This is a genomic window from Caballeronia sp. LZ008, from assembly GCF_031451435.1.
Lineage (GTDB): Bacteria > Pseudomonadota > Gammaproteobacteria > Burkholderiales > Burkholderiaceae > Caballeronia > Caballeronia zhejiangensis.
Genome location: NZ_JARUXK010000031.1, coordinates 1 through 648, shown reverse-complemented (window position 1 = coordinate 648; position 648 = coordinate 1). Strand labels below are relative to the sequence as shown.

Genomic DNA, 648 nt, shown 5'->3' with positions numbered 1-648 from the left:
AACAACGAGTCGACGACCTTCCGTTATGACGCGCTCGGGCAGTTGATCGAACAGACCGGCTTCGATGGGCGCAGCATCAGCTACGAATGGGACGACGCCGGACGGCTCGCGGCCTCGACCGAAGCCGGGGTCGAGACGCGTTACGAGCGCGATCCGATGGGCCGATTGCTCGCGCGCAAGATCGGCAACGCCGCCATCGAGCAGTTCTATTACGACGCCCGCGGGCGGCTCGTCACCGCCAAGGGCGGCGGCGCGGTGACGCGTCTTCATTACGATGATGCGGACAACCTGATTGCGGAAGAGCAGCACGTTCATCCGTCTTTCCGGGGCAGCTATTCGACCGTCACGCGTCACGAATACGACGTGCTCGGCAATCGCACGAAGACCACCCTGCCGAATACGCGCACGGTCGACTGGCTGCGCTATGGTTCGGGCCACGTTCACGGCGTTCTCGTCGACGGCAAGCCGTTGGTGGACTTCGAGCGCGACAAGCTGCATCGGGAGGTGAAGCGCACGCATCGCAGCTTCACGCAGACGCGCGAGTATGACCGCGTGGGACGGCTCGCCCAGATGTCGGTGCGTCATGCGACGAGCGTCAACCTGCTCGATGTGCTTGCACGGCGCACGTATCAGTACAGCGCGGCGGGC

At 64.4% G+C, this 648-nt stretch carries 1 pseudogene; it reads left to right on the top strand.

Annotation, left to right across the window (positions count from 1 at the left end):
• Positions 1 to 648: pseudogene (locus QCE49_RS33595) on the top strand (RHS repeat protein); the annotation flags it as partial.